General features: G+C 63.4%; 17 protein-coding genes. 8 read left to right on the forward strand and 9 right to left on the reverse strand.

Features of this window, described 5'->3' with window-relative positions:
• Positions 1-242 precede the first annotated feature (242 nt).
• The 7 genes from ABH939_RS16005 to ABH939_RS16035 all read right to left on the reverse strand — a co-directional run bounded on the left by ABH939_RS16005 (position 243) and on the right by ABH939_RS16035 (position 6,890).
• Positions 243-665 carry a metal-sulfur cluster assembly factor gene (locus tag ABH939_RS16005; RefSeq protein WP_003944963.1) on the reverse strand — a complete coding sequence of 141 codons (423 nt, stop codon included), beginning with the start codon at positions 663-665 and terminating at the stop codon, positions 243-245.
• Positions 662-1,165 (reverse strand): Fe-S cluster assembly sulfur transfer protein SufU, encoded by a 504-nt coding sequence (sufU, locus tag ABH939_RS16010; protein WP_003944894.1) that lies wholly within the window; start codon positions 1,163-1,165, stop codon positions 662-664. The genes ABH939_RS16005 and sufU overlap by 4 nt, the downstream gene beginning before the upstream one ends.
• Before the next feature lie 3 nt (positions 1,166-1,168).
• On the reverse strand, positions 1,169-2,434 hold the full coding sequence (locus tag ABH939_RS16015; protein ID WP_003944865.1) for a cysteine desulfurase: 1,266 nt from the start codon (positions 2,432-2,434) through the stop codon (positions 1,169-1,171).
• Positions 2,435-2,439: 5 nt separating this feature from the next.
• Positions 2,440-3,246, reverse strand: coding sequence for a Fe-S cluster assembly ATPase SufC (gene sufC / locus ABH939_RS16020; protein ID WP_003944795.1), 807 nt, complete (start codon positions 3,244-3,246; stop codon positions 2,440-2,442).
• Positions 3,247-3,307: 61 nt separating this feature from the next.
• Positions 3,308-4,528 (reverse strand): Fe-S cluster assembly protein SufD, encoded by a 1,221-nt coding sequence (gene sufD, locus ABH939_RS16025; RefSeq protein WP_042919809.1) that lies wholly within the window; start codon positions 4,526-4,528, stop codon positions 3,308-3,310.
• On the reverse strand, positions 4,528-5,988 hold the full coding sequence (sufB, locus tag ABH939_RS16030; protein WP_166502280.1) for a Fe-S cluster assembly protein SufB: 1,461 nt from the start codon (positions 5,986-5,988) through the stop codon (positions 4,528-4,530). Before sufB ends, sufD begins: the two co-directional genes overlap by 1 nt.
• Before the next feature lie 155 nt (positions 5,989-6,143).
• The gene (locus ABH939_RS16035) at positions 6,144-6,890 is read right to left on the reverse strand and encodes a metalloregulator ArsR/SmtB family transcription factor (RefSeq protein WP_269455348.1); all 747 of its coding nucleotides are present in this window, start codon (positions 6,888-6,890) and stop codon (positions 6,144-6,146) included.
• Between the two features lie 130 nt (positions 6,891-7,020).
• Here ABH939_RS16035 and mptB point away from each other — a divergent pair, with 130 nt between their 5' ends.
• The 5 genes from mptB to ABH939_RS16060 all read left to right on the forward strand — a co-directional run bounded on the left by mptB (position 7,021) and on the right by ABH939_RS16060 (position 13,105).
• Complete coding sequence (gene mptB, locus ABH939_RS16040; RefSeq protein ID WP_166502279.1) at positions 7,021-8,775, forward strand: polyprenol phosphomannose-dependent alpha 1,6 mannosyltransferase MptB; 1,755 nt, start codon at positions 7,021-7,023, stop codon at positions 8,773-8,775.
• Positions 8,772-9,713 carry an ABC transporter ATP-binding protein gene (locus tag ABH939_RS16045; RefSeq protein WP_007727917.1) on the forward strand — a complete coding sequence of 314 codons (942 nt, stop codon included), beginning with the start codon at positions 8,772-8,774 and terminating at the stop codon, positions 9,711-9,713. Before mptB ends, ABH939_RS16045 begins: the two co-directional genes overlap by 4 nt.
• A 14-nt stretch (positions 9,714-9,727) precedes the next feature.
• A complete protein-coding gene (locus tag ABH939_RS16050; RefSeq protein ID WP_390890726.1) occupies positions 9,728-10,564 on the forward strand; it encodes an ABC transporter permease in 837 nt (278 codons plus the stop codon).
• A 47-nt stretch (positions 10,565-10,611) separates the two neighbouring features.
• Positions 10,612-12,006 (forward strand): hypothetical protein, encoded by a 1,395-nt coding sequence (locus tag ABH939_RS16055; protein WP_202426869.1) that lies wholly within the window; start codon positions 10,612-10,614, stop codon positions 12,004-12,006.
• Between the two features lie 124 nt (positions 12,007-12,130).
• On the forward strand, positions 12,131-13,105 hold the full coding sequence (locus ABH939_RS16060; protein ID WP_021332987.1) for a heme A synthase: 975 nt from the start codon (positions 12,131-12,133) through the stop codon (positions 13,103-13,105).
• A gap of 63 nt (positions 13,106-13,168) precedes the next feature.
• Here ABH939_RS16060 and ABH939_RS16065 read toward each other — a convergent pair whose 3' ends face one another.
• Positions 13,169-13,531 carry a hypothetical protein gene (locus ABH939_RS16065; protein WP_003945032.1) on the reverse strand — a complete coding sequence of 121 codons (363 nt, stop codon included), beginning with the start codon at positions 13,529-13,531 and terminating at the stop codon, positions 13,169-13,171.
• 83 nt (positions 13,532-13,614) lie between these two features.
• Here ABH939_RS16065 and ABH939_RS16070 point away from each other — a divergent pair, with 83 nt between their 5' ends.
• Entirely contained in the window at positions 13,615-14,580 is a 966-nt protein-coding gene (locus tag ABH939_RS16070; RefSeq protein WP_166502278.1) for a quinone oxidoreductase, read from the forward strand.
• 56 nt (positions 14,581-14,636) lie between these two features.
• On the opposite strand, the gene ABH939_RS16075 is transcribed toward ABH939_RS16070, so the two are convergent.
• Complete coding sequence (locus tag ABH939_RS16075; protein ID WP_003944994.1) at positions 14,637-15,620, reverse strand: heme o synthase; 984 nt, start codon at positions 15,618-15,620, stop codon at positions 14,637-14,639.
• Positions 15,621-15,821: 201 nt separating this feature from the next.
• Between ABH939_RS16075 and tkt the strand changes: the two genes are divergently transcribed.
• Together tkt and tal are read left to right on the forward strand one after the other, a co-directional pair.
• Positions 15,822-17,924 (forward strand): transketolase, encoded by a 2,103-nt coding sequence (gene tkt, locus ABH939_RS16080; protein WP_003944976.1) that lies wholly within the window; start codon positions 15,822-15,824, stop codon positions 17,922-17,924.
• Between the two features lie 5 nt (positions 17,925-17,929).
• Entirely contained in the window at positions 17,930-19,054 is a 1,125-nt protein-coding gene (tal, locus tag ABH939_RS16085) for a transaldolase (protein ID WP_039972890.1), read from the forward strand.
• Positions 19,055-19,058: the final 4 nt, after the last annotated feature.

Consider the following 19,058-nt stretch of genomic DNA (forward strand, 5'->3'; position numbering starts at 1 on the left):
ACTTTGGAAAGCTCGGGTGGAAACTGGCAAATCGCCCGCCGGAGATCACATCGTGACAATCAGCTGCGATGTTACCGATCAGTCAGCTTCCAGCAAATATTCATCAAACAACCATTTGGGACTATTGTCCTGAATATCATGGCTAAAACGGCCCTATATAACAAACCGAAGCGCCGGTACCCGACGAACGGGCACCGACGCTCCGGTGAAATGTATTCAGTTGATCGTGCCGAGGTTACTTGTCAGACCGTGAAGCCGAGTGCGCGCAGTTGCTCGCGTCCGTCTTCGGTGATCTTGTCCGGTCCCCACGGCGGCAACCACACCCAGTTGATCTTCATGTCGGTACACAGATCGCTACGCACAAGTGCGCCGCGTGCCTGGTCCTCGATCACGTCGGTCAACGGGCACGCCGCCGACGTCAAAGTCATGTCGATCGTGACGACACCGTCGTCTTCGAAGAGTCCGTAGACCAAGCCGAGATCGACGACGTTGATTCCCAGTTCGGGATCGACGACGTCGCGCATCGCTTCTTCGAGTTCGTCGAGTCGCTCAGGCGACGGGACAGTGCCACTGCCCTGTGCGCCACCGAATTCCGCAGTGGAATCGGGATTCGGATTCACCGGAGCGCCGACCTCGGCGTCCTGCACTGGTTGTGTCTCGGTCATGATCCCTGTCCTTCAGTCGTGTCGACCAATTCACTGCTGCTGTCCGCCGTCGTCACAGCACTGCCGTCGACAATCTGGACTACAGCATCCTTGAATGCCATCCATCCGAGCAAGGCGCACTTCACGCGTGCCGGGTACTTCGAGACACCGACGAACGCGATGCCGTCGCCGAGAACGTCCTCGTCCCCCTCGACGGTGCCCCGACTGCTCACCATCTCGTTGAACGCCGTCACCGTCTTCAGTGCGTCGGTGACCTGCATCCCGATGACGAGGTCGTTGAGCACCGACGTCGACGCCTGGCTGATCGAACAACCCTGACCGTCGTACGAGACGTCGGAGACCGTTCCGTCCTCGGAGATCTGGACGCGCAACGTCACCTCGTCGCCACACGTCGGGTTGACGTGGTGCACCTCGGCGCCGAACGGCTCACGGAGTCCGCGGCCGTGCGGATGTTTGTAGTGATCGAGGATCACTTCCTGATACATCTGCTCCATGCGCATGATTCAGTTCAACTCCCCTGCGACACCGAAAAATTCCTGCGCACGCTTGATCGCTGCAACGAGAACATCGATTTCCGCGGTGGTGTTGTAGAGCGCAAACGACGCACGGGCCGTCGCAGCGACACCGAACTTACGATGCAGCGGCCACGCACAATGGTGTCCGACGCGAATCGCGACGCCCTCGTCGTCGAGGATCTGTCCGAGGTCGTGGGCGTGAATACCGTCCACGACAAAGGAAATCGCTCCGCCGCGGTTCTCGGACGTCTGTGGTCCGATGATGCGCAGACCTTCGATCGCCGACAACTTTTCGAGAGCAGCCTCCACCAACACGTGCTCGTGCGCAGCGACGGCGTCCATCCCGAAGGTGTTCAGGTAATCCACGGCAGCGCCCAGTCCGACCACCTGTGAGGTCATCGGTACGCCGGCTTCGAAACGCTGAGGCGGTGGCGCGTAGGTGCTGACCTCCATGGTGACCGTCTCGATCATCGACCCGCCGGTGATGAACGGAGGCATCGCTGCCAGCAGTTCACGACGGCCGTAGAGAACTCCGACCCCCGAAGGGCCGAGCATCTTGTGGCCCGAGAACGCCGCGTAGTCCACTCCCAGTTCGTGGAAGTCGACGGCCATGTGAGGCACCGACTGGCACGCGTCGAGCACGACGAGTGCACCGACGGCGCGTGCTCGTCGCACCAATTCCTCGACGGGCGCGATCGCGCCGGTCACGTTGGACTGGTGGGTGAACGAAACGACCTTCACCGCGTCCGTCAGCTCCAGCGAATCGAGATCGATCCGGCCGTCGTCGGTGACGCCGTACCACTTGAGCGTCGCACCGGTTCGGCGCGCAAGTTCCTGCCAGGGAACGAGGTTGGCGTGGTGTTCGAGTTCGGTGATGACGATTTCGTCGCCAGGACCGACATGGCGGTCGAAGCGATCGTCACCGAGAACGTAGGTCACCAGATTGAGAGCCTCGGTGGCGTTCTTGGTGAACACCAACTCGTCCGAATCCGCGCCCACGAAAGAAGCGATGGTGGCGCGAGCATTCTCGTACGCGTCCGTCGCCTCTTCTGCGAGCTGATGAGCACCCCGGTGTACTGCCGCGTTACACGTGGTCAGGAAGTCCCGTTCGGCATCGAGAACCTGGACCGGACGCTGCGAGGTAGCGCCGGAATCCAAGTACACCAAAGGTTTTCCGTCGCGCACGGTTCGCGCCAGGATCGGGAAGTCGGCCCGAACCGCTGTGACGTCGAGCTCGCGCACCGAGGTGGTCATCGTGATTACGCTCCCTGGGTAGCTGCGGTGTCCGCGGTGAAACGAACGTAGCCGTTGGTCTCGAGCTCGTCGGCCAGCTCCGGTCCACCGGACTCGACGATGCGGCCACCGACGAACACGTGAACGAAGTCGGGGTTGATGTAGCGCAGAATGCGCGTGTAGTGCGTGATCAGCAGAACGCCGCCGTTCTCGCGCTCCTTGTAGCGGTTGACGCCTTCGGAGACGGTGCGCAGAGCGTCAACGTCGAGGCCGGAGTCGGTCTCGTCGAGGATCGCGATCTTCGGCTTGAGCATGCCCAACTGCAGGATCTCGTGGCGCTTCTTCTCGCCACCGGAGAAGCCTTCGTTGACCGAGCGCTCGATGAACGAGGGATCGATCTCGAGCTCGCTGAGGGCTTCCTTGACTTCCTTGACCCAGTGGCGCAGCTTGGGAGCCTCGCCTCGCACGGCCGTAGCGGCGGTGCGCAGGAAGTTGGACATGGAAACGCCGGGAACCTCGACGGGGTACTGCATGGCCAGGAAGAGCCCGGCACGTGCACGCTCGTCGACGCTCATTGCGAGGACGTCTTCACCGTTGAGGGTGATGGAGCCGGACGTGACCTGGTACTTGGGGTGACCGGCGATGGCGTACGACAGAGTCGACTTGCCGGAGCCGTTGGGGCCCATGATCGCGTGGGTCTCCCCGGAGCGGACCGTCAGGTCGACGCCCTTGAGGATCTGGATGGGCTCGGCGTTGGCATCGGAGTTGGCGACCTCGACGTGCAGGTCACGAACCTCGAGGACCGAGGTGGTGGTGTTGTCACTGGTAGACATGAAATTCCTTCAAGATGAGGCGGGCGAGCGTAGCGACGGGGTGGTGTCGCAGGCGGGGCGGTCAGGAGCCGACGGCTGCGAGTTCGGCTTCGACTGCGGCTTCGAGGCGATCGCGCACCTCGGGAACAGCGATCTTGTTGATGATTTCGTGGAAGAACCCACGTACGACCAGACGACGAGCCTGATCCTCCGGGATACCACGAGCACGCAGGTAGAACAGCTGCTCGTCGTCGAAACGTCCCGTTGCACTTGCGTGGCCGGCCCCGACGATCTCACCGGTCTCGATTTCGAGGTTCGGAACCGAGTCGGCGCGGGCGCCGTCGGTCAGCACCAGGTTGCGGTTGAGCTCGAACGTGTCGGTGCCCTCCGCTGCGGCGCGGATGAGAACGTCGCCGATCCACACGGTGTGCGCGTCGGGCTTGCCGGATCCGGGATCTCCCTGAAGCGCACCCTTGTAGACCACGTTGGACTTGCAGTTGGGCTGCGAATGGTCCACCAGCAGACGCTGTTCCAGATGCTGGCCGGCGTCGGCGAAGTACAGACCGAGCAGTTCGGCGTCGCCGCCCGGTCCGTCGTACTTGACTGTGGCGGACAGGCGAACCAGGTCGCCGCCCAGGCTGATCGAGGTGTATCGAAGCACTGCGTCGCGGTTCAGGCGAGCGTGGTGTGACGTCACGTGAACTGCGTCGTCCGCCCAGTCCTGGATGGCCACCACCGTCAGCTGCGCACTGTCACCGAGAACGAATTCGATGTTCTCCGCGAAGGTTCCGCTGCCGCGCTGGTCGATCACGAACGTCGCCTTGGCGAACTGCGCCAGACGAATCTGGGTGTGTCCGTAGGCGACGTTGTCGACTCCGGGGCCGGTCATGGTGACCACGACGGGCTTCTCGACCTCGACCTCGGCGCCAACCGAGATGACCGTTGCCGTCTCGAAGCTCGAATACGCCTGCGCTGCAATGCGATCAGCGGGAACGCCGGCTTTGCCCAGACGTGCGTCATCACGGCCGACGGTCTCGACGGTGATGTCGCTTCCGCCGTCGACCTCGACGGTGACCTGTCCGTTGGCGACGGCGCTGCCGTCGTGCAATCCCCGGAGACGACGCAGCGGGGTGAACCGCCAGATCTCGTCACGTCCGCCGGGAACCTCGAAAGCATTGACGTCGAACGAGGAGAACTGCTCACCCTTGTTCGTGATGGGTGAGCCTGTGGCTGCACCCTTTACAGGAGCGGTCGGGTTCTCCCCGGCAACAGCTCCGATGACTCCGGTCTCTGGCGTGGTCACTAACCCACAGCCCCTTCCATCTGAAGTTCGATAAGGCGGTTGAGCTCGAGCGCGTACTCCATCGGGAGTTCCTTCGCGATGGGCTCGACGAATCCACGCACGATGGTGGCCATCGCCTCGTCCTCGGTCAGTCCGCGGCTCATCAGGTAGAAGAGCTGATCGTCACTGACCTTCGAAACGGTGGCCTCGTGACCCATGGTGACGTCGTCCTCGCGGATGTCGACGTACGGGTAGGTGTCGCTTCGGCTGATCTGGTCGACCAGCAGAGCGTCACACTTGACGGTCGACTTGGAGCCGTGGGCACCCTTGTTGACCTGCACCAGACCGCGGTACGACGCACGTCCACCACCACGGGCGACAGACTTGCTGATGATGGTCGAGGACGTGTGCGGCGCGAGGTGGAGCATCTTGGCGCCGGTGTCCTGGTGCTGGCCCTCGCCGGAGAACGCAACGGAGAGAACCTCACCGCGGGCGTACTCGCCCATCAGCCACACGGCCGGGTACTTCATGGTGACCTTGGAGCCGATGTTGCCGTCGACCCACTCCATGGATCCGCCGGCCTCGACCTTGGTGCGCTTGGTCACCAGGTTGTAGACGTTGTTGGACCAGTTCTGGATGGTCGTGTAGCGGCAGTGGCCGCCCTTCTTCACGATGATCTCGACGACGGCCGAGTGCAGTGAATCGGACTTGTAGATCGGCGCGGTGCAACCCTCGACATAGTGCACGGAGGCATCTTCGTCGACGATGATCAGGGTGCGCTCGAACTGACCCATGTTCTCGGTGTTGATGCGGAAGTACGCCTGCAACGGGATGTCCACGTGGACTCCCGGCGGAACGTAGATGAACGAGCCACCGGACCACACGGCGGTGTTCAGCGCGGAGAACTTGTTGTCGCCGGCCGGGATGACCGATCCGAAGTACTCCTTGAACAGCTCCGGGTGCTGCTTGAGACCGGTGTCCGTGTCGAGGAAGATGACGCCCTGCTCCTCGAGGTCCTCACGGATCGAGTGGTAGACGACCTCGGACTCGTACTGAGCTGCGACGCCGGCCACGAGGCGCTGCTTCTCCGCCTCGGGGATGCCGAGCTTGTCGTACGTGTTCTTGATGTCCTCGGGCAGATCTTCCCACGACTCGGCCTGCTTCTCGCTGGACCGGACGAAGTACTTGATGTTGTCGAAGTGAATACCTTCGAGGTCGCTGCCCCAGTTCGGCATCGGCTTCTTGTCGAAGGTGCGCAGCGCCTTGAGGCGGATGTCGAGCATCCACTCGGGCTCGCTCTTCTTGGCGGAGATGTCCCGCACGACAGCCTCGGACAACCCGCGCTGCGCGCTGGCTCCGGCTTCGTCGGAATCGGACCAGCCGTAGCCGTAATGACCGAGGGACGCGATGGTCTCTTCCTGCGTGAGCGGCTCGGTGTCTGCTGCCGCAGTGGTAGTCGCCTGGTCTGATGTGACGGTCATGCGAGCTCCTTCCGGAGTCTTGTTTCTTGACGGCTGCTCGGGTTCAGCGAGGGCTGGTCGCTGTGGTCGAGCAGTTCTGACTTTGAAGAACTAGCTGAAAAATCTCTATTCGAACGCTGCACGGTGGCAACGCTCTGTAGAACAATCTGGTCCGGTCATCTACTCCCGGTGGACACGAGGGGCACGTGCGTCGTGCAGGCGCAGTCACCGTTGGCGATGGTCGCCAGACGCTGAACATGAGTCCCGAGCAATTGCCGGAATGCTTGCTGCTCTGCCTCGCACAGTTCCGGAAACTCTTCTGCCACATGGGAAACCGGGCAATGGTGTTGGCAGATCTGCACGCCGTTGCCGACCGGCCGGGTCGACGCCGCGAACCCCACCGCGTTGAAGGCTTCGGCGATTGCGTCCGCTGTCGCCTCGACGTTGTCGACATCTGTCGGATCAGCCGGTTCGACGTCTCCGACGATCGCCTGAACCCGACGCTTGGCGAACTCCTCGATTGCCGCGTCTCCGCCGATTTCACGGAGTTGCCGCATCGCGGCTCCCGCCAGATCGTCGTAGGTGTGGCCGAGGCGGCCGCGACCGGTCGCGGTGATCTGGAACTGCTTGGCGGGACGACCTCGTCCACGCTGACGCAGCGACGACGCCGAAGCAGTTCGGGCTTCGCCGGACTCGATCAACGCATCCAAGTGACGTCGGACACCTGCGGCACTCAAACCGAGGCGCGTGCCGATTTCGGAGGCGGTAATGGGGCCTTCTTCGAGTAGCAGCTTGACCACTGCCGCCCGCGTCTGACCTTCGACGCTCACTGTCACCGGATTTGCGGCAGCACTCGGCGAGGCCGCTACAGTGGGCTGACCTGCAACTTCCTTGCTTCGTGGGTCTGACGCATTTCTTTTCACAACACAAGTGTGACGGAATTCTTTTCGCAGGTCTACTAAGGGCAACCTGCATTACATTCGGGAATATCCGGACAACGCACGTTGTTTGTGCTTGTCTGTCCGGCTGGATGGAGCCGCTACGCTGCCTGGTGTGCCGCAGACCCCCGAGAAGACGACGACCGCCCGATCGGCGCGCGCGATCCTGCTGGAAAAACCCAAGGCACTCGCGCTTTCCACAATCGGCGTTCGACCTTTCGGATCCGCTCCCCGGCAGAGTATGGCCGCGGTGCTGCACGGCGACGAGGACGAGCGCCCTGGCCTGAACGCGAAGGAAACCGCACAACTGCGAGGGATTCGCCGATTCGGCGCAACCGGCGCGGTCTTGATGGCAGTCGGAGCGCTCGGCGCCGGCGCACAACCCGTCCTGCAGAATCCGACCGCAGGACTTCGAGTCCTCAGCCTTCCCGGACGTATGCCGACGGTCTCACTCACAATGACGATGACCGGAACCGTGCTCGTCGTTCTGGCCTGGCTGATGATGGGCCGATTTGCAGTCGGGGACATACGCAGCCGTTCCGGCGCACCGCGGCGCATGACCCGTTCCCAGTTGGACCGCACACTCCTGCTGTGGATCCTGCCGCTCTCGGTCGCACCGCCGATGTTCAGCCGCGACGTCTACTCGTATCTGGCTCAAAGCGAAATCGCGGCCCGTGGACTCGATCCGTACGCCATCGGCCCCAAGGCGGCACTGGGCGTCGACCACGTTCTCACCCGCACGGTTCCGACGATCTGGCGCGACACCCCGGCTCCGTACGGACCGTTCTTCCTGTGGCTGGGACGCGGGATCAGCTCACTGACCGGCGACAACATCGTGGCCGGAATCTTCTTGCACCGCTTGCTCGCATTGGCCGGCGTCGCGCTCATCGTGTGGGCGATACCGCGACTGGCCAAGCGATGCGGTGTCTCTGCCGTCAGTTCGCTCTGGCTCGGTGCCGCGAACCCGCTGTTGCTCTTCCACTTGGTGGCCGGCATCCACAACGAAGCACTCATGCTCGGGTTGATGCTCGCCGGAATCGAGATCGCCCTCCGCGCAGTCGAAGGGTCCGGGCCCATCCGAGCGCGAGCGCTGTTCTATCTCGTTGCGGGATCAGGTTTGATCGCGTTGTCGTCGACCGTCAAAATTCCGTCCTTGCTTGCGCTGGGATTTGTCGGCATGGCCTTGGCTCGGCGTTGGGGTGGAACCTGGAAAGCCCTGGCGGGAGCCGCGATTCTCCTGGGCATCGTTGCCGCTGTCGTCACGTTTGTCATCAGCGTGGCCAGTGGGCTCGGTATGGGTTGGATCAACACCCTCGACACCGCCACGGCAGTCCGGAGTTGGATGTCCATCCCGACGCTCCTGGGCGTCGGCACGGGATTGGCAGGCGTACTGCTCGGACTCGGCGATCACACGACGGCGATCCTCACGATCACGCGGCCCATCGCTACTCTCGTCGCCATGCTCGTCACCGCACGGATGATGATCTCGGTCTACATGGGCCGCATCCATCCGGTCGGCGGACTCGGCATCGCGCTCGGCGCGATCGTTCTCCTGTTCCCCGTCGTTCAGCCGTGGTACCTGCTGTGGGCGATCCTTCCGTTGGCGGCGTGGGCCACCGCGCCGATTTTCCGCATCCCTGCCGTCGTCTTCACCTCGATCGTCAGCGTCATGTTGATGTCCAACGGCGCCGAATACCTTCCGTTCATGATCGTGCAGGCCGTCATCGCGACCATCCTCACCGCCGGAACGCTCATCGTCTTCACCCGCAATTCACTCCCCTGGCGTAGCGACAAGCCAGTAGCGGAGATCACGAAAGGCGGACCGGTAGACGAAGACAACTCGGCGGGGGCTTACGCTGATTCCCCGTGACCTCGAGAGCCTCCAGATCGTCGACGCCGGCGGTACAGATCCAGGGTGTCGTCAAGTCCTTCGACGGTGTTCGAGCCGTCGACGGTATCGATCTCACTGTCGAGACGGCCCAGGTCGTTGCCCTGCTCGGCCCCAACGGAGCCGGTAAGACGACCACCGTCGAAATGTGCGAAGGTTTTGTCACCCCCGACGCCGGCACGGTTCGAGTGCTCGGTCTCGACCCCATCGCCGACTCCGGTGAAGTCCGCTCGCGAATCGGCGTCATGCTGCAGGGCGGCGGCGCGTACCCCGGGTCCAAGGCCGGGGAAATGCTCGACCTTGTGGCCGCATACTCGGCCGACCCGCTCGATCCTGCCTGGCTCCTTTCCAAACTCGGCCTCACCGATGCGCGCAAGACCCCGTACCGCCGCCTCTCCGGAGGCCAGCAGCAACGACTGTCACTGGCGTGCGCGCTGGTCGGCCGTCCCGAATTGGTATTTCTGGACGAACCCACCGCCGGCCTCGACGCTCAGGCACGTCTACTCGTGTGGGAACTCATCGACGCTCTGCGACGCGACGGCGTGAGCGTCCTGCTCACCACACACCTCATGGACGAGGCCGAAGCGCTCGCCGACGAACTGGTCATCATCGACCACGGCAAGATCGTCGCGTCGGGAACGCCGGCGGAGGTCACCAGCAAGGGCGCCGAAGGACAACTCCGTCTGACGACGGTTCCCGGTTTGAGCCTAGATTCGCTGGCCGGTTCACTCGCCGGGTTCCGCATCGAGGAATCCAACCCCGGCACCTATGTCGTCGAAGGTGCAATCGATCCTGCAACCGTGGCGACTGTCGCAACGTGGTGTGCCGATCAGGACGTGCTGATCAACGACATTCGCGTCGATCAACGGAGTCTGGAAGACGTCTTCCTCGAATTGACGGGCCGGGAACTGAGGGGATGACGGAGATCAAGGTCATGAACGAAACAGCGTCGAACGGCCAGAGCAGTCCCATCAGCGTTGCCAGAGACCGACGGCTCGCCGAGAACCGCTTCGAGCCAGGCACCTTCTCGCCGGATCCCCGCCCCAATTCGGCGGCCAAGATGCTGGCGGCGCAGACCAAACTGGAGCTGACTCTTCTGCTCCGCAACGGTGAGCAATTGCTGCTCACCATGTTCATCCCGATCACCCTGCTCATCGGACTGTGTCTACTTCCGATCGGCGATTTGGGCGATTCTCGGGTCGATACCGTGCTCCCTGGTGTCATGATGGTTGCCGTGATGTCGACGGCGTTCACCGGACAGGCCATCGCCGTCGGATTCGACCGCCGATACGGCGCGCTCAAGCGACTCGGTGCAACGCCGCTACCGCGGTGGGGAATCATCGCAGGCAAGAGCGCTGCCGTCATCATCGTCGTGGCTCTGCAGTCACTCTTGCTCGGCGCTATCGGTTTGGCGTTGGGATGGCGTCCGTCGTTCGTCGAACTTGTACTCGGCGCAGTGGTCATTGCCATCGGTACTGTCACATTTGCAGCGCTTGGCCTCCTGCTCGGCGGTACTTTGCGCGCAGAGATCGTTCTCGCTCTCGCCAACGTCCTGTGGTTCATCATGGTGGGCATCGGCAGTGTGGTCTTCGCCAGCGGCGAACTTCCGACCGCTGTTCACACGCTGGTCCGCATTGTTCCGTCCGGCGCTCTCGCACACGCACTCGAAGCGGCCCTCGACACCTCGATGGACTGGTTCTCGATTCTCGTACTTGTCATCTGGGCCGCAGTGGCCGGAGTCTGCGCAGCAAGGTGGTTCAAGTTCACGTGAGTACACGACGGACAGCTCAGATCGTCGGCTGTGTGGCCGCAACAGTCATGTTGTGTGCCGGACCCGCAACGGCGACCCCTTCGGTGTCCGGTCCACTCGCACCTGCAAATCCGTACCTCGGTCCCGTCGGTACTTCCACCATGCACGGTGACGCGGGCTCGTCCGACGTCACGCCGCTGCCCGGTCCAGGAACCGGCCCACACGAGGTGACAGCTTTCCCGATGATGGCCGCCTGCCCGACAGTCCTCCAGGGTTCCGACGGCATGATCGTCTCGCTCTGCACGACGATGATCGGCCAGATCCCGACCATCCATTTGATCGATCCGAAGGCCGACGCCACGCCGTTGGGTAGATCCGTAGCACAACTGCCGCTCGCGAAGGGCAGTCTGCTCGGCGGCGTCTACGCCTATCTCGACAACGAGAACCGTCTCGTCGCCGTCGACGGAAACCGTCAACTGGTCCGCATTTCCCATGCACAGAATCCGGACGGCAGTTGGCGGCTGGAACTCGCGGATGTCATCGATCTCAGTGGTGCGGTTGCCGCCGACGACAACGTCACCGGCCTCGCTCCGGACTGGGACGGCAATGTCTGGTTCGCCACCGGGCACGGCACCGTCGGGTATGTCGGCGCGGATCGAATCGCGCACAGCATTGCACTCCCCGAAGGTGAACAGGTGCAGAACAGCATCTCCACCTCCCCGACGGGTACTGCCGTCGCAACGACCCACGCGCTCTACCAACTGAAGCGAAATGGCGACGAGGTCGTCATCGACTGGCGTCAGCCGTACGACCGCGGGCCGGCCCGTAATCCGGGTCAGCTCAGCTGGGGAACCGGATCGACGCCGACATACTTCGGCCCGTCGACGGGCAGCGATTTCTTGACCATCGTCGACAACGCCCACCCGACAGTGAGCTTGCATGTCTATCGCGCTGACACGGGCGCCGAGGTGTGCACGCAGCCGGTGTTGTCCGCTGCCAGCCAGGACGGCTCACCGAGCGGCAGCGAGAACTCCCCCGTCGGCATCGGTCATTCCGTCTACGTCGCCGGCACTTACGGATACCCGTACCCCACGACTCCTGAAGGTGCCGGTCCAGCGGTCCCCGCCACGGCACCCTTCAACGGCGGAATGACCCGCGTCGACATCGATCCGGTCGGCTGCCATGTCGTGTGGGACAACACGATTCGCAGCTCCGCGGTACCTCACCTCTCGACGGCTGACGGCTCGATTTACACGGTGACACGGGACGGTGCTCCGAACACCTCTCCGCTGGACGGTTACTCCTTCGCGGTGATCGACTCGAAGGACGGGTCTCAGATCGGTTCGACTCCGCTGCCGTCGACGATCCTCAACGACACCCTTCAGATGTCTGCACTCATCACCGAGTCGGGCGAGTACTTCCAGGGAACGATCTCGGGAATCGTGCGAGTTCGCGCGAACTGACGCGAGCTGGCCCCAACGACGCGGGGCAGGCGCGGAGCGAGCTGGCCCCAACGACGCGGGGCAGGCGCGGAGCGAGCTGGCCCCAACGACACTGTGTAGTTGATGGGGAACTACGATCGTTGGCGTGGTGAATCGTGTGTATGCCGGATTTTTACGCTTGGTGGATCGACTACCTCTCCCCTCGCTGAAAACGCAGAAGATCATCGCGTTCATCGTGATCCTGACGCAGGGCGGCATCGCTGTCACCGGCGCGGTGGTGCGCGTGACGGACTCGGGACTCGGTTGCCCGACGTGGCCGCAGTGCTTCCCCGGTAGCTTCGTCCCGGTCGGCCACGGACAGGTCGCGGTGATTCACCAAGCCGTCGAGTTCGGCAACCGCCTGCTGACCTTCCTGGTCGTCATCGTCGCCGCTGCGATCGTGCTTGCGGTGACTCGCGCTCGCCGACGCAAAGAGGTGCTTGTCTACGCCTGGATGATGCCGCTCGGCACTGTCGTTCAGGCAGTGATCGGCGGTATCACCGTCCTCACAGGCTTGCTGTGGTGGACGGTCGCCATTCACCTGGTTGCGTCGATGCTGATGGTCTGGGTTGCCACGGTGATGTACGCGAAGATCGCGGAACCCGACGAAGCAACAACTCTGGTCGTGATGCCGAAGCCGTTGCGCTGGCTTACCGCGCTGTCAGGTGTCGCGCTCGCCGGCGTTTTGGTCGCTGGAACTCTCGTAACGGGCGCAGGCCCGCACGCCGGCGACAAGGGACTGGACCGGACGGTGCCTCGCCTGGAGATCGAGATCGTGACGCTCGTCCATCTGCACTCACAGCTTCTGGTCGGATATCTCGCGCTGGTCGTGGGTCTGACCTTCGGCCTGTATGCGGTCGGGACATCCGCAGCCGTGAAGATCCGTCTGAAGGTCCTGCTGGGATTGATCCTCGCGCAGTCGCTCATCGGTGTCGTGCAGTACTTCACCGATGTGCCGGAAGTTCTGGTGATCATGCACGTCGCCGGTGCAGGACTGTGCACGGCTGCGACCGCAGCAGTTTGGGCTGCGGGTAAGACCCGCCAGTACACGCCGACCAATTCGCCGATACCAGCTGTCTGACGCTTCAAGACACGTGTGGGGCGTAGGAACACCAAAAGGTGTTCCTGCGCCCCACACGTCATTTCAGGATTCGTTGCGAGCTTTCGGGAACCGAGTCTGGTTGGCGACCCAACCGGCCATCTTCTTGAAATGGCCCTCCTGCGGGGTGACGATGCTCGTCAGTTCGCGCTCCCACTCGGCGACGGTGACGTTGTCGAAGGACGCGACGACCGCGTTTGCCGTGGCGAGGTCCTCGACGACCTGATCACCGAGGATGCCGTCGGCACCTACGAGGGTGATGCGAACGCCGGCCAGGCCGACCGGCTGGATGACGGCGCTGGCGGAGCCGCCGTGCTCGGCGACGAACTTGGTGATGGCGTTCACCGTGGACTTCGGCAGTTCCGGCGCGGACGGGGTGGCGTCCGACTTCTCGGTATCGGTGCTCATGACTCGACAATACTGGTCGGTAGCCCGGAAGCGACACCAGGCATGGACTGAGCGTCGGCCGCCTCGGGTGTAGAACAGAAACCATGCGAGCCATCTACGTGACCGAGACCGGCGGACCAGACGTTCTGACTCTGACCGAACAACCCGAACCGACACCCGGCCCAGGCGATCTACTCGTCAAGACCGAAGCGATCGGCATCAATTTCATCGACACGTACTTCCGAATGGGCCAGTACAAGCGTCCGCTCCCCTACATTCCCGGCGACGAGGGCAGCGGTGTTGTCGAAGCTGTCGGCTCCGACGTCAACGAATTCTCCGTGGGCGACCGGGTCGCGTGGGCCGCTGCCACTGGCAGCTATGCCGAGAAGGTGGCTGTTCCCGCCGCAGTCGCCGTGAAAGTGCCTGACGGTGTCCCGGCATCGGCCGCAGCGTCGGCGCTCCTGCAGGGGATGACAGCGCACTACCTCGCGAAGTCGACGTATCCGATCCAGAGCGGCGACACCGTGCTCGTGCACGCAGGCGCGGGCGGCGTCGGGTTGATCCTGACGCAGATGGCCGTCAGCCTCGGGGCGAAGGTCATCACGACTGTGTCATCGGATGCAAAGGAAGAACTCTCGCGTGGCGCGGGCGCCGCGGAGGTCCTGCGGTACGACGAGGACATCGCAGCGCGAGTCCGGGAGTTGACCGGCGGCGAAGGAGTAGCGGCGGCATACGACGGCGTCGGTGCGACAACTTTTGATTCGAGCTTGGCTTCCGTGCGCATCCGCGGCACGGTCGCTTTGTTCGGTGCGGCCAGTGGACCGGTCCCGCCTGTCGATCCGCAGCGGCTCAATTCGTCGGGTTCGCTGTTCCTGACGCGTCCGACGCTCGCGCATCACATTCGCACTCGAGAGGAACTGACCTGGCGGGCCGGCGATGTCTTCGACGCCATTGCGGCCGGGAAGCTCGATATTCGTGTCGGCGCCGAGTATCCCCTCGCCGACGCGGCAACAGCCCATCGGGATCTGGAAGGTAGAGCAACGACCGGGTCGATCGTTCTGATCCCCTAGCGAAGTGCTGTGCGCCTTTATTAACCGCCCGCGGTTAATAAAGGCGCACAGCAGAATCAGCTCAGCATGTCGCTGATCGTCTGGAGTCCGAGAACCGAGTCGACGGCGAGGCCGACGAACACGATCGCAAGATAGTTGTTGGACTGCAGGAACAGGCGCAGCGGCTTGACCTGAGCACCACCGCGAACGCTGCGGTACAGCTGATGTGCCATGAGCAGGAACCACGCACCGGCAACGATGGTGATGGCGGCGTAGATGACTCCCGATGCGGGCACGAGGACAAGCGTCGTGACGACCATTGCCCAGCTGTAGAACAGAATCTGCTTGGTGACGTGCTCTTCGGTGGCGATCACCGGAAGCATGGGAACACCGGCAGCTTTGTAGTCCTCTTTGTATCGCATCGCCAGCGCCCAGGTGTGCGGCGGCGTCCAGAAGAAGATGATCAGGAACAGCACGACGGGCTGCCAGCTCAGCGACCCGGTGACAGCGGCCCAGCCCACGAGGACGGGCATACATCCGGCTGCGCCACCCCAGATGACGTTCTGCCAGGTACGACGCTTGAGAACCATCGTGTAGATGAGGACGTAGAACGCGATCGTGATCACGACGAGGATGCCGGCCAAGAGGTTGGCTCGCCACCACAGCCACAGGAACGACGCGAGTCCGAGAAGGAGCCCGAAGACGAGCGCGTTGCGCGTCGGCACCGCCTCGCGGGCCAGCGGCCGCTTCGCCGTGCGCTTCATGACCTTGTCGATGTCGGCGTCGACGACGCAGTTGAGCGAGTTCGCACTCGCCGCGCCCATCCAGCCACCGAAGAGGGTGCTGAGGATCAGAACGATGTCGACTGTTCCGCGATCGGCCAGCAGCATTGCCGGAATGGTTGCCACCAACAGCAATTCGATCACTCGCGGCTTCGTGAGCGCGATATAAGCCAGAACCTTGCCCGTTGCGCGACCCCACACCGTATCGGTATTGGTCGCCCGCGGGGCGGCACCTGGGCTGCCGAAGCCATGTCCGCTCGGCTGTTGCCCTGTCCGCACGTTCTCTCCTTGCACCACGCGTTACCGCACTAACTCTTCACGACACACTGCTGACACTGTTCTCTACTACGAACGATGGTAGACCGCAGCCATTGAGGAACCGAATCGACCCGGACAGCCAGGACCATTAGGCTGGGTTACGCAGTGGAGGGACACCCCACCCTCGCAATCCACGTACACCATGTCAGGAGACATCTGCCAGTGTCGATCACAGACGAGATCCACGTCCTCACGCAACCCGTCCACCCCTCGGACTGGACCGACCTGGACACCAAGGCTGTCGATACCGCCCGCGTGCTCGCCGCCGACGCGGTTCAGAAGGTCGGCAACGGCCATCCCGGAACTGCAATGAGCTTGGCGCCGTTGGCATACACCCTCTTCCAGCGCGTCATGCGCCACGATCCTTCGGATGCAGAATGGGTCGGCCGTGACCGCTTCGTTCTCTCCTGTGGCCATTCATCCTTGACGCTGTACACCCAGCTCTACCTGTCGGGCTACGGCCTCGAGCTCGCTGACCTCGAAGCTCTCCGGACGTGGGGCGCACTGACCCCCGGCCACCCCGAGGTCGGCCACACCGTCGGCGTCGAGATGACCACCGGTCCGCTGGGCCAGGGCCTTGCGTCCGCAGTCGGTATGGCGATGGCCGCGCGTCGTGAGCGTGGGCTGTTCGATCCGGAGACCCCGGTCGGCTCCTCCCCCTTCGACCATCACATCTACGTGATCGCGTCCGACGGTGACATCGAAGAAGGCGTCACGTCCGAGGCCTCGTCCCTCGCCGGTGTCCAGGAACTGGGCAACCTCATCGTCTTCTACGACGACAACAAGATCTCCATCGAGCACGACACCACCATCGCTCTCGGCGAAGACGTCGGAAAGCGATACGAGGCGTACGGCTGGCACGTTCAGCACGTCGAAGGTGGCGAGAACGTCTCCGGCATCCTCGACGCGGTTGCCGCGGCCAAGGCCGTCGTCGATCGTCCGTCCATCATCTTGCTCCGCACCATCATCGGTTTTCCGGCTCCGAAGAAGATGAACACCGGCGACGTCCACGGCTCCGCTCTCGGTGCCGACGAAGTTGCAGCGGTCAAGGAAGCCCTCGGCTTCGATCCGGCCAAGTCCTTCGACGTCGACGCCGACGCTCTGGCTCACGCCCGTGAGGTCGTCTCCCGCGGCGCCGACGCACGCAAGGCATGGCAGGTCGAGTTCGACGCGTGGGCTGCACGTGAGACCGAGCGAAAGGAACTCTTCGACCGCCTGTTCGCCGGTGAGTTCCCCGCCGGCTGGGCCGACGCTCTCCCGACCTACGAGGCCGACGCCAAGGGCGTTGCGACTCGCAAGGCCTCCGGTTCGGCGCTCAACGCGCTCGGACCGATCCTGCCCGAGCTGTGGGGCGGCTCCGCCGACCTCGCCGGCAGCAACAACACCACCATCAAGGGCGCAGATTCGTTCGGCCCGTTCTCCATCTCCACAAACGACTGGAATGCGCAGCCTTACGGCCGCACGCTCCACTTCGGCATCCGCGAGCACGCGATGGGCTCGATCCTCAACGGCATCGCGCTTCACGGACCCACCCGCCCGTACGGCGGAACCTTCATGGTCTTCTCCGACTACATGCGTCCGGCGGTTCGCCTGGCCGCACTGATGAAGACTGCCGTCACCTACGTCTGGACCCACGACTCCATCGGTCTCGGCGAAGACGGCCCGACCCACCAGCCGGTCGAGCACCTCGCTGCTCTTCGTGCGATCCCGAACCTCGCCGTCGTCCGCCCGGGTGACGCCAACGAGACCTCGTTCGCATGGCAGGCAGCACTCGAGAACAAGACGGGCCCGACGGCTCTGGCACTCACGCGCCAGGACATCCCGGTTCTCGAAGGCACCAAGGAGAAGGCTGCCGAGGGTGTCAAGCGCGGCGCTTACGTCCTCGTCGACGCAGCCAACGGTTCGCCCGAGGTCATCTTGCTGGCGACCGGTTCCGAACTGCATCTGGCCACCGAGGCTCGCGAAACCCTCGAAGCTCAGGGCGTCGCAACCCGCGTCGTTTCCGTGCCGTGCCTCGATTGGTTCCTCGAGCAGGATCAGGCGTACCGCGACGAGGTCATTCCGCCCGCCGTGCGCGCGCGTGTGTCCGTCGAAGCCGGCATCGCGATGCCGTGGTGGCGCATCCTCGGCGACGCCGGTCAGGCCGTCTCGCTCGAGCACTACGGCGCTTCCGCCGATTACAAGACCTTGTTCCGGGAGTTCGGCATCACTGCCGACGCGACTGTCGAAGCCGCGCAGCGCTCCCTCGCAGCTGTGAAGGGATGATCTCGATGACACAGAACGTGAATACCGAAAAGCTCTCCGCTGCAGGCGTTTCCATCTGGCTCGACGACCTCTCGCGGGATCGCATCCAGTCCGGCAACCTGCAGAACCTCATCGACACGAAGTCGATCGTGGGTGTCACGACCAACCCGTCGATCTTCCAGGCGGCACTGTCCAAGGGATCGGCGTACGACGCTCAGGTCCGTGAGCTCGCACAGCGCGGCGCCGATGTCGACGCCACCATCACCGCGGTGACCACCGACGACGTGCGTGCTGCGTGCGACATCCTGGCTCCGCAGTTCGAGGCGTCGAACGGCGTCGACGGCCGCGTGTCTATCGAAGTCGATCCTCGCCTGGCTCACGACACCGACGCCACCGTCGCGCAGGCGATCGAGCTGCACAAGATCGTCGATCGTCCGAACGTCCTGATCAAGATTCCCGCGACGCTGGCAGGCATTCCCGCCATCGCCAAGGTGATCGGTGAGGGCATCAGCGTCAACGTCACCTTGATCTTCTCGGTCGAGCGCTACGAGGCAGTCATGGGCGCATACCTGGAAGGTCTGGACACCGCCAAGGCTGCCGGCCGCGACATCTCGTCCATCGAGTCGGTCGCCTCGTTCTTCGTCTCCCGCGTGGATTCCGAGATCGACAACCGCCTCACGGCAATCGGCACGCCGGAAGCCCTCGAGCTTCGTGGCAAGGCTGCACTCGCAAACGCACGTCTGGCGTACAACGCGTACCAGCAGATCTTCGAGGTGCAGCCGCGCTTCCAGGCTCTTCTGGCCGACGGCGCCAAGGCTCAGCGTCCGCTGTGGGCGTCGACCGGCGTGAAGAACCCGGATTACCCCGACACGCTCTACGTCACCGAGTTGGTTGCGCCGAACACGGTCAACACCATGCCGGAGAAGACGCTCGACGCTCTCGCCGACCACGGCGAGATCACCGGCGACACGATCTCGGGCACCGCTCAGGAGTCACAGGCGGTCTTCGATCAGCTCGCTGCAGTCGGCATCGATCTTGCGGACGTGTTCAAGGTCCTCGAGACAGAGGGCGTCGACAAGTTCGAGGTGTCCTGGAACGAGTTGCTCGACGCAACCGCCGAGCAGCTCCGCGCAGCAACCCAGAAGAGCTGAGCCT

It is taken from the genome of Rhodococcus sp. 27YEA6 (assembly GCF_044908235.1).
In the GTDB taxonomy this organism is placed as follows: Bacteria; Actinomycetota; Actinomycetes; order Mycobacteriales; family Mycobacteriaceae; genus Rhodococcus_F; species Rhodococcus_F qingshengii.

What these genes read in the sequence shown, in the direction of transcription:
- ABH939_RS16065 (WP_003945032.1), bottom strand. Translation starts at nt 13,531, where the DNA reads ATGAGCACCGATACCGAGAAGTCGGACGCCACCCCGTCCGCGCCGGAA.
- sufC (WP_003944795.1), bottom strand. Translation starts at nt 3,246, where the DNA reads ATGTCTACCAGTGACAACACCACCACCTCGGTCCTCGAGGTTCGTGAC.
- ABH939_RS16050 (WP_390890726.1), top strand. Translation starts at nt 9,728, where the DNA reads ATGAACGAAACAGCGTCGAACGGCCAGAGCAGTCCCATCAGCGTTGCC.
- sufB (WP_166502280.1), bottom strand. Translation starts at nt 5,988, where the DNA reads ATGACCGTCACATCAGACCAGGCGACTACCACTGCGGCAGCAGACACC.
- ABH939_RS16005 (WP_003944963.1), bottom strand. Translation starts at nt 665, where the DNA reads ATGACCGAGACACAACCAGTGCAGGACGCCGAGGTCGGCGCTCCGGTG.
- ABH939_RS16070 (WP_166502278.1), top strand. Translation starts at nt 13,615, where the DNA reads ATGCGAGCCATCTACGTGACCGAGACCGGCGGACCAGACGTTCTGACT.
- sufU (WP_003944894.1), bottom strand. Translation starts at nt 1,165, where the DNA reads ATGCGCATGGAGCAGATGTATCAGGAAGTGATCCTCGATCACTACAAA.
- ABH939_RS16055 (WP_202426869.1), top strand. Translation starts at nt 10,612, where the DNA reads ATGTTGTGTGCCGGACCCGCAACGGCGACCCCTTCGGTGTCCGGTCCA.
- ABH939_RS16015 (WP_003944865.1), bottom strand. Translation starts at nt 2,434, where the DNA reads ATGACCACCTCGGTGCGCGAGCTCGACGTCACAGCGGTTCGGGCCGAC.
- tal (WP_039972890.1), top strand. Translation starts at nt 17,930, where the DNA reads ATGACACAGAACGTGAATACCGAAAAGCTCTCCGCTGCAGGCGTTTCC.